The 9783-nt window shown below is 43.3% G+C and carries 6 protein-coding genes; 1 reads left to right on the top strand and 5 read right to left on the bottom strand.

Features of this window, described 5'->3' with window-relative positions:
* Positions 1-358: 358 nt before the first annotated feature.
* Both QWZ17_RS26195 and QWZ17_RS26190 read right to left on the bottom strand, forming a co-directional pair.
* Positions 359-2938 (bottom strand): family 20 glycosylhydrolase, encoded by a 2580-nt coding sequence (locus tag QWZ17_RS26195; RefSeq protein WP_290308300.1) that lies wholly within the window; start codon positions 2936-2938, stop codon positions 359-361.
* Between the two features lie 258 nt (positions 2939-3196).
* A complete protein-coding gene (locus tag QWZ17_RS26190) occupies positions 3197-4123 on the bottom strand; it encodes a cobalamin-binding protein (RefSeq protein ID WP_290308299.1) in 927 nt (308 codons plus the stop codon).
* A 174-nt stretch (positions 4124-4297) separates the two neighbouring features.
* On the opposite strand from QWZ17_RS26190, the gene QWZ17_RS26185 reads away from it, so the two are divergent.
* Positions 4298-4921: a LysE family transporter gene (locus QWZ17_RS26185; RefSeq protein ID WP_290308298.1), complete on the top strand. Its 624-nt coding sequence runs from the start codon at positions 4298-4300 to the stop codon at positions 4919-4921.
* A 275-nt stretch (positions 4922-5196) separates the two neighbouring features.
* Here QWZ17_RS26185 and QWZ17_RS26180 read toward each other — a convergent pair whose 3' ends face one another.
* From QWZ17_RS26180 to ftsA, 3 genes are all read right to left on the bottom strand, one after another.
* Positions 5197-6441, bottom strand: a complete 1245-nt coding sequence (locus tag QWZ17_RS26180) for an aminotransferase class I/II-fold pyridoxal phosphate-dependent enzyme (protein WP_290308297.1) — start codon at positions 6439-6441, stop codon at positions 5197-5199.
* 245 nt (positions 6442-6686) lie between these two features.
* Entirely contained in the window at positions 6687-8312 is a 1626-nt protein-coding gene (ftsZ, locus tag QWZ17_RS26175; protein WP_290308296.1) for a cell division protein FtsZ, read from the bottom strand.
* Positions 8313-8439: 127 nt separating this feature from the next.
* Complete coding sequence (gene ftsA / locus QWZ17_RS26170) at positions 8440-9783, bottom strand: cell division protein FtsA (RefSeq protein ID WP_290308295.1); 1344 nt, start codon at positions 9781-9783, stop codon at positions 8440-8442.

Below are 9783 nucleotides of genomic sequence, written 5' to 3'. Positions count from 1 at the left end.
GCTAATTCAGGACACAAATCAACCTGTAAACTCATTACAGGATTAATCTAAAAACTGTAAACTTTTTTTAGGACGAGACAGTCATTAGTCATTAGTCATTAGTCATTAGTCATTAGTCATTAGTCATTAGTCATTAGTCATTAGGGCAAAAAAAATCCCGCTTCAATTGTTTTGATGGCGGGATTTTTTTTTGCTACCGCGGGCTTTCAGCCCGCGGGTTTCATGGTTGCAGCTTTCAGCTGCTCTTCGCCGTAAGCTGAAAGCTTACTCGTTTTACCCACGAGGTACGCTATCGCTAACCTCGCGGGAGCGAAAGAAAACCTAATGACTAATGACAACTCAGCGAAATGACTAATGACTACAAAGTAGATCCTTGTTTCTTTCCAGTTTGTGTTTCCTCGCCTCCGGTAGCTACATTACCTCCCCTACCTTTAGGATCAAAGGCGCGGAATTTGATGATACCACTTTTGTAATCAACGGGGCCGGTGTACATTTTGCTGCCTGCATCAGGGTCATTACCATTGGTGGTATACCTGATGGTTAAACCCGGGAACTCTACGTTTGATGAGTATTTACCATCCTGCAAGTTAATGCCCGGTTTAGGCACACGGTAGTTGTAACCACCATTGAAATACGTTAGTCGTGGCAATTCTCTTTTACCCAATACATTTAAAAACGTAGACCAGGCCTGCTGATAATCCTGCTTCGCTTTTATGCCATCCTTTTCGGTAGCCCAGGTTGGGTCTTGTGCCCATGCACGCTCTGCAAGGCCCAGCAAACGCGGGAAAATCATGTAATCCATCCTATCGGTGCTTTTCACCGTTTCGGCCCATAGCGCGCCTTGCAGGCCTATAATGTTGCTTTTGCCATAGTCGGTAAGGCGCTGCTTGCCTAAAAATATGTTTTGATTGATTGGCGCGCCGTTTCTATCTACATCGGCATTTTTAAAGTAATCGTAAGGAATAAATGAGTAAAACTTATCGATACCTAAAAATGCTCCCCAGTAATAACCCGGTTCATCAAATGATTTGTAGTTGGCCATATCAAAATACAGGTTGGTAACGCAGGTAAGCACTACCTTGTAACCGCCGTTTGCCAGTTTGTAGGCCAGGTCTTCCTGTCCGCCGCCTAATACGTTGTTCCAAACATCGGCATGCAGGTGTTCGCCGGCAAGGTCGGGGTTGGGCACGTAGGTATCGTTACCATCAAGCTTGGTTTTACGAAGGGCCATTTCTTCCCATCCCGACAGGTAAATGCCTTTTGCTTTCAATATCTGGTTAACACGACCGTAAAAGTAATACCACAGGTCGCCGGTACCTTGAATTTCGGGGTGCGTTGCTTTTAAGGCAAGATAAGCAGGCGATTTTTCCCAAACATGCGGAGGTACCTCATCACCACCAAAATGAATAGTTGGTAGTGGTGCGCCCGCTTCTTTGTAGATACCGATCAAATCATCGACAACGGTTTCAACAAAAGTATAGGTTGATGGTACAGATACATTGATCACGTTATCATTCCAATACTGTACAGAACGGTATTCTGATTTATCGTCCAAATCGCGCAGCAAATATTTAACGGCCTCGTCCTTTTTACCTTCGGCCATCAGGCGATCATAACGTGCATCCATAGCTTTGATAGACGCACGAGCATGGCCAGGGGTTTCAATCTCGGGGATCACTATAATGTGACGGTCGGTAGCGTATCTTAAAATCTCGATATACTCGGCTTTGGTATAAAAACCAGTACCGGTAGCATTATTTACATCCGGACCCGATCCATGCGATGCCGGAAGATGATGTTTGCTATCTAAAGTATGGCCGCGTTTTGACCCTACCGAAGTGAGCTCCGGCAATGAGGGGATCTCTATTCTCCAACCTTCATCATCAGTTAAATGCAGGTGAAGTACATTAAGTTTATAAAGGCTCATCGCCTCAATTAGTTTTAGCACCTGGCTTTTAGGCTGAAAGTTACGGGCCACATCCAGCATTACAGCGCGGTGCGGGAAACGGGGTTCGTCTTTAACGGCAACGCAAAGTAACTGGATAGATTTTTCTTTTTTGCTGTAAGCAGCAAAAGGCACCAGGCTTTTTAATGACTGAATACCATAAAAAGCACCAACCGGGGTAGACGCGTTAATGGTGATGCCTTGTGGTGTTACATTTAATTCATACCCTTCGGCAGCAATTCCACTCACTTTTTTCAGGTAGATATTTGCCCCTGATGCTGTAGTTACAATCTTAGCGGGTTTACCTGTCAGACTGTTGATGCTTTCGGCTAAAGAGGTTGCTTCCTTTGTAAAATCGCCATCGGCAGCAATAAGAGTTTTCTCACTCAATATAAACGAGCCACTATTTTCGGTGTAGCTTACCGGCGTAGGGAAAATTTTCGGTAATTGATCTGCCGGGATATCAGTTACCACTTTATTTCTGTCAAAAACAATTTCGGGAGTAATTAAACCCTGGTAGGTGGGTTTGTAGGGGGTTATATTGAATGATCCGATGCTGTAGCCTTTTTCGGGGTTGGCATCCCATACCAGGTAAATACCTTCGGGGGCATCGGTTACGTTTACTGCCGGATCATCGTTTACATATTCTATGCGGATTGATTCGCCGGACTTTAGGTCTTTAAAACCGGCAGTTGGGGTAATGCTATATAAATCGCCATTTACCTGGTTTATTTTGGCGTTGCCGCTCACAGCGTTTTCGGTAAATCCCCGCCCCGAGTTAAAATAAAACTTCCAGCCGGCGGCAGGTAAAGTTTCTTTCCCTTTGTTGGTGATCACTAATGCTGTCAGGGCTTCATTTTTACCCTGGTAGTTATCATCCATTACCTCCCAGCTGATGTGCAGATCGGCGGCATTAAATTTTACGGGATCAGTTTTAAAAGCAGTACTCATAAAAAATGCCGAAACCAGCATTAAGGTAAGGATTTTGCGCATGTGATTTTGTGTTATGATAATATAGGAAACGTAAATATATACAACTTTTTAAATAATTTTAATAAGTTGAAATATTATTGTTCTATAAATTAATGGGATATGAAAAACTTACGACGTTTTAAAAATTTCGTAAGTCTGGATACGCCTGTAATATACTTTGCATGCGGGCCACAAGGCAGAGCCTTGCGGCAGCACGAGAAGTTAGGTCCATCGTCCCAAAATCCCATATTCCCAATGTCCACCGGTCCCCAAGTCCCGCTACAGGCCAAACTTAATCCAGCCTTCGCCTTCGTAACCAAAAGCAAACTGTTTAGGGCGAATAATCTCGGCCAGGATCTCGATAGAATCAACTATCCTTGGGCCGGGGCGATTAAAGTATTGGTTGCCATCGGCAATGTACAGGCGGTTATTTTTAACGGCTTTCAAATCGGCAAAGCCAGGTTGCTGCATAAGTATACCCATTTCGCGCAGCGTACGCTCAATAGAAAAACCACAGGGCATCACCACTATGATTTCCGGGTTTTGCTCAACAATATCATCCCAGCTCACATAAGGCGAATGTGCGCCTGGTTTGGCCAGCACCGGTGTTCCACCTGCTATATCAACTAAACCCGGTACCCAGTTACCAGATACCATTAGCGGTTGAAGCCATTCAATACAGGCTACTGTTGGTTTACTATCGGCAAACTTTAGTTTGTGTTTAATAATATCAACACGTTCGTTCAATAACTCTAACAACTCCTCGCCTGCTTTCTCTACATTTAACGCTTTGGCTATAGTGCTGATATCATTAAAAATATCCTGCATACTGTTTGGTCGCAAAGAAATGATCTGTGCTTTTTTATCGAGATAATTATCTAAAGCCTGCTCCACATCGGTTAAAGATACCGCGCAAACTTCGCACTGATCCTGTGTGATCACCACATCGGGCGAGAGGTCTTTGATTACTTCGCGCTTAACGGTATATACCGATAATGCATCGGCCAGGATCTCTTTTACTTTTATATCGATATCAGCACTGCTTAATCCATCGGGGAAATTTGCCTCGGTACAAACCGGCAGTTGCTTTACAGATTCGGGATAATCGCACTCATGCGAGCGACCAACCAAAATATTTTCGAGCCCAAGGGCACATATGATCTCGGTAGCGGAAGGTAGCAGGGAAACTATTTTAGAACTTGACATGTTTGTTAGATGTGCAGATTACAGATGTGCAAATATGCAGATTATGTCTGAATCAGAATTTACAGGATTATTGAATTTACAGGATTCTGTTCATTTTTAAATTCTGAAAATTCTGATCAACATCTGCAAATTTGAAATTTGAAATCTGCACATCAACACCCTATCTTTGCGCCAATGATATTTCTAACCTTTTTTATCGGGCTTATCGCCAACTTTATTGGTTACATACCGCCCGGCAACATAAACCTTGCACTATTACAACTTACTATAAACCGTGGCATGAAAGAGGCTTTACGCTTCATCATCGCCTTTTCATGTGTTGAGTTTTTCTTCACGTATTTTATTATGCACGCGGCCGACTGGCTATCCGGACAGTTGCACTTAAGCGTAATTATTGACTGGATAATGGTTGTCTTGTTTACCGTAATGGGCACCATTACCTGGGTTAACCGCAAAAAACCGCCAGAGCCACGCAAATCAGAACATGACAGCATTAAATACGGCATTTTGCTCGGTTTTTTAAACCCGGTACAGGTTCCCTTCTGGATGATTACCGGCACATACCTTATTACCCACGAGTGGATATTGACCGGTAAAGTTGCATTGGTTATATTTAGTATAGGTTCTGCCGCCGGCGCATTCTTATGCCTGTTTTTATACGCCCAGTTTGCCCGGTACATGCAAAGTAAATTCGCGCTCAGCAACCGGCTAATCAATACCGGCATCGCCATACTATTTTTCGCGTTTGCGGCTTATCATATTGTGAAGCAGGTTTACCTTACGTTTTTTAAACACTGATTTTTTGATATGCAGAGGTGTAGATTACAGATGTGCAGATTTTAAATTATACGGTTAATGGCTTCAGAACGCACCAAAAACTAACATAAACAAAAGGCCTCTCAATTAAATGAAAGGCCTTTTATTTTTCTCTGAACCGGGATTAAACAGATTACTCAGATTTAACAGGATTTTGATTTTCTTCTTTTAGATTATCGTTTTCTTAATTGCCAAATCCTCAAATTTTAAAATCAAAAATCATCTGCACATCTGAAATCTGCACATCCGCATATCTACTACGCTATTTCCAGTTTGTTTTCTTTATAGTATCCGGCTTTTAGTTTATCGCCCATGGCGGTGTAAGCATCAAGCGTACGTTGTACATCTTCTAAACTGTGTGATGCGGTTGGAATTAAACGTAATACGATTAATCCTTTAGGGATAACCGGGTAAATTACGATTGAACAGAAGATACCATAGTTTTCACGCAAATCGCGGGTTAAAGCGGTGGCTTCAAAAAGATCGCCTTTTAAAAATACCGGGGTAACCATGGTATTGGTGTTACCCAAATCAAACCCACGTTCCCTTAAACCTTTTTGCAGTGTTAAAGCCACTTCCCAAAGTTTAGCGCGTAACTCTGGCTGCGAACGCAGCATTTCAAAGCGTTTTTTTAGGCCCAATACCATTGGCATTGGTAAAGCTTTAGCGAAGGTTTGCGAACGCATGTTGTAACGCAAAAAATGAACTATCTGCTCATCGGCGGCTACAAAAGCGCCTATGCCTGCCATTGATTTGGCAAAGGTGGCAAAGTATACATCTACCCCTTCAACGCAATCCTGCTCTTCATGGGTACCGGCACCGGTTTTGCCCATAGTGCCAAAGCCATGCGCGTCATCAACTAATAAACGGAAATTGAAATCTTTTTTAAGATCAACAATCTCTTTTAATTTACCCTGCGCGCCCGACATGCCAAAAACACCTTCGGTGATCAGCAGGATGCCACCGCCGGTTTGCTCTACTAATTTGGTAGCGCGCTCCAACTGTTTTTTGCAGCTATCAATATCGTTATGCTGATAAACAAAGCGTTTACCCATATGCAGGCGTACACCATCAATAATGCAGGCGTGCGATTCGGCATCGTAAACAATCACGTCGTTACGATCAACCAGCGCATCTATAATAGATACCATTCCCTGGTAGCCATAGTTCAATAAAAACGCAGCTTCTTTCCCCACAAACTGAGCCAGATTGTTTTCCAGCTCTTCATGGTGTTTTGAATTTCCCGACATCATTCGCGCACCCATAGGGTAAGCCATACCGTAATCGGCAGCGGCTTGCGCATCGGCCTGGCGAATATCGGGGTGATTAGCTAAACCCAGGTAATTATTAAGGCTCCAAACCAAATGCTCTTTCCCGTTGAACTGCATGTGCGGCCCAATCTCCCCTTCCAGTTTAGGAAATGAAAAATAACCGTGCGACCACTTTTGGTGCTGACCAATCGGTCCGCCCGAGTTTTTTGTTATTTTATCAAATAAATCCAAAATAAATTACCGTTTAGTTAGTGAATAATATGCAAATATAGCTGTATTTATAGCTTGCGACAATAGCTATAACTTTTTAGAATAGGTTATAACTTAGAAAAGAGAATCAAGAGTTAAGAGTCAAGAATTAAGATTTTTGAATGCAAGATTCTTTTAAACAAGAACAGGGCGGCTTTCATATTTGTATATGTTAACCGCCCTGTTTTCTGTCTTGATTCTTGACTCTTAATTCTTGATTCTATTCCTTAATCCGCATTATCGTGCAAAAACGAATTATTTCTCCTGATCTCGGTATTGCCTTCGCTGTCTGGCATCAGGCTGAAACGGGAGATGGCGCTTTCATCAGATTTTGGGGTATCTTGCAGGGCTACTTCCTTGCGTTTGTAGGCAGGTACGTTTTCCAGTTCCTGGATGTTGCCGGTACGTAGTTTCATACTCAGGTCTTTTAAGCGCATAATCCGCTCGCGCGATTTTTTCAGCTGCTCTTCTATTGATTCATTTGTTTTATGATCATCGGCGCCAGCTAAAGCAACCGGCTCTGGTTCTGGCTCGGGCACAGGAATAGGCTCTGGCTTGCGTTGCTCCTGTACGGGGGCTATGTAAGTTTCAGGCTCACTCATTTTAAAGGTGAAACCTGCCATATCCGGCTCGTTTTGTTCGTCTTGCTGTTCTTCTTCGTGCAGGTTAAACCTTACTACCGTTTCTTCTTTTGCTGCCTGAACACTGCCACCAAACATATCGAAAAGACCGGTTTGTTTTGGCTCTTCTTTTTGGTGTTTAATATATGGCTGTGCAGGTGCATCGGCTTTAACAGCATTGATAAACTCGTTAACAACCGGTTTTACCAAAGGCGCGTTTTCAGGCACCAGCATAGATACAATCTTTTTGTTGCTGTTTTCCAATTCACGCTCATCCTTGGTTTGGAAACCTGTGGCTATGATGGTTACTGATAATTTATCTTCTAAATTTTCATCAACGCAGTTACCCCAAATCAGGTCGGCAGCCAAACCGGCTTCTTCCTGTATGTAATCGGTAATAATGCTTACCTCATCCATGGTAACCTCTTTAAGGCCCGAGCTGATGTTAAGCAAAATGTAACGCGCACCTTCAATTTCATTATCTTTCAACAACGGCGATGACAAAGCACCTTCAACAGCTTTCAACGCACGGCCTTCGCCTTCGGCGGTGCTGCTACCCATTATACATACGCCGCTATCTTTCATAACGGTGCGCACGTCTTTAAAGTCGACGTTGATATAGCCCGGTAAGGTGATGATCTCGGCAATACCTTTTGCGGCAGTTGTTAAAATATCATCGGCCTGCCCAAATGCCGAACTCATGGTTAGGTTACCAAAAATCTGGCGTAACCTATCGTTTGAGATCACCAGGAATGAATCGACATATTTTTTCAATTCTTCCATACCGGCATCTGCCTGCATTTTACGGCGTTTACCTTCAAAAGAGAAAGGCGTGGTAATAATACCTACCGTAAGTATATCCATTTCGCGGGCGGCTTTGGCAATGATAGGGCTTGCGCCTGTACCGGTGCCACCACCCATCCCGGCAGTAATAAACAGCATTTTGGTATTAACACCAAGCATCTGTTTTATATCGTCGATATTTTCAATTGCAGAGTTTTTTCCTACTTCGGGTATTGATCCCGCGCCCATTCCTTCGGTAAGGCTGGCACCCAATTGTACCTTGTTAGGTATAGGGCTAAGCTCTAATGCCTGGGCATCGGTGTTACAAATTATAAAGTCGACACCGGTAATTCCCTGCCTGTACATATGGTTTACGGCGTTACCACCACCACCGCCAACACCAATTACTTTGATGATTGACGATTTTTCTTTTAACATCTCAAACTGCATAATCTTCGTTTTCAGCTATATGTGATTTTACCAACATTTAGATTTAACCATCGTAATAATAGGGCTTTTTCAACAATAGTTTTCCACAAATGTCTACAATGTGGAAAACCTTAACTATTGTGTATAATTATTTCAAAAAGTCCTCGTCGTTTATATCATCCTTAATAAAAGTGATGCTTTTCTTTAATAACCTGTCGAACAAGCCACCCTCTTTACCCTTGCCTTCAAACTTCGGCTTTTCAATTTTGGTAGCTGCCGGGATATCGGCATTCATGTATTCTGTTTTTTGGATACCTTTTATCAGCAAGCCAATACCAGTAGCAAACGTTGGGCTTTGCAGTTCTTCGTAAACGTTTTTAGGCAACACCTCATTTTTGGCCAAATGCTCTGTCGGGTAGCCTACACGGCAATCTAACCCGGTAACAAACTCAACTAACTGACGTAAATGTTTTAGCTGCGCGCCACCACCGGTAATTACTATACCTGCAATCAGTTTTTTCTCGTAGCCCGATGATTTGATCTCATAGTATACATGCTCAACAATCTCCTCCATACGGGCCTGGATAACATAGGCCAGGTTTTTTACGCTGATCTCTTTAGGTTCGCGGCCACGTAAGCCAGGCACACACACTATCTCGTTCTCTTTATTTTCGTCAGCCAGGGCCGATCCAAACCTCACTTTCAGCTGCTCAGCAATGTTGCGCATTACAGAACAGCCTTCGCGGATATCCTCGGTTACGCTGTTGCCACCAAACGGAATAACCGCGGTATGGCGAATGATACCTTCGTGGAATATGGCCACATCTGTAGTACCACCACCAATATCAACCAATACCACACCTGCTTCTTTTTCCTCTTCGCTCAAAACAGATTCAGAAGATGCAAGTGGCTCCAGGATCAGGTCCTGGCTATCAAGGTTTGCCTTGTTAACACATTTTACAATGTTTTTAATTGCGGTAACCTGGCCAGATATGATATGGAAGTTGGCCTCTAAACGCACGCCAGCCATGCCAATAGGATCTTTAATTCCCGGCTCATTATCTACCGTAAACTCCTGCGGTAATACGTGAATAATGTCTTCGCCCGGAGGCATTACCAGGTTGTACATGTCCTCAATTAGTTTATCAATATCCTTGCGGCTGATCTCGGACTGTAAATCACGACGGGTAATTAAACCACGGTGCTGCAAGCTTTTGATATGCTGACCGGCAATACCAACAAACACCACTTTTATATCCACATTTGATTGTGCACCGGCAATTTCAACCGCCTGGGCTATCCCCTGTACAGTTTTATCTATATTTGATACCATACCGCGCGTTACACCCGCGGATTCGGCTTTACCAATTCCTAATACCTCAATCTTCCCATTCTTGCTCCTGCGCCCCACAATGACGCATATTTTTGTAGTCCCGATATCCAATCCTACTACAATTGGTGAACTTTTTTCTTGAGTTGAGCTTTTGTCCAT

The sequence above is a fragment of the Mucilaginibacter flavus genome, assembly GCF_030409315.1.
GTDB lineage: Bacteria > Bacteroidota > Bacteroidia > Sphingobacteriales > Sphingobacteriaceae > Mucilaginibacter > Mucilaginibacter flavus.
Note: the sequence above shows the minus strand (reverse complement) of the source record. Positions and strands in the feature narration are given on the sequence as shown.

Bases quoted from the DNA above. Each gene is read 5' to 3' on its own strand.
- ftsZ (WP_290308296.1), bottom strand. From the start codon at position 8,312: ATGCAGTTTGAGATGTTAAAAGAAAAATCGTCAATCATCAAAGTAATT.
- QWZ17_RS26195 (WP_290308300.1), bottom strand. From the start codon at position 2,938: ATGCGCAAAATCCTTACCTTAATGCTGGTTTCGGCATTTTTTATGAGT.
- ftsA (WP_290308295.1), bottom strand. From the start codon at position 9,783: ATGGACAAAAGCTCAACTCAAGAAAAAAGTTCACCAATTGTAGTAGGA.
- QWZ17_RS26185 (WP_290308298.1), top strand. From the start codon at position 4,298: ATGATATTTCTAACCTTTTTTATCGGGCTTATCGCCAACTTTATTGGT.
- QWZ17_RS26190 (WP_290308299.1), bottom strand. From the start codon at position 4,123: ATGTCAAGTTCTAAAATAGTTTCCCTGCTACCTTCCGCTACCGAGATC.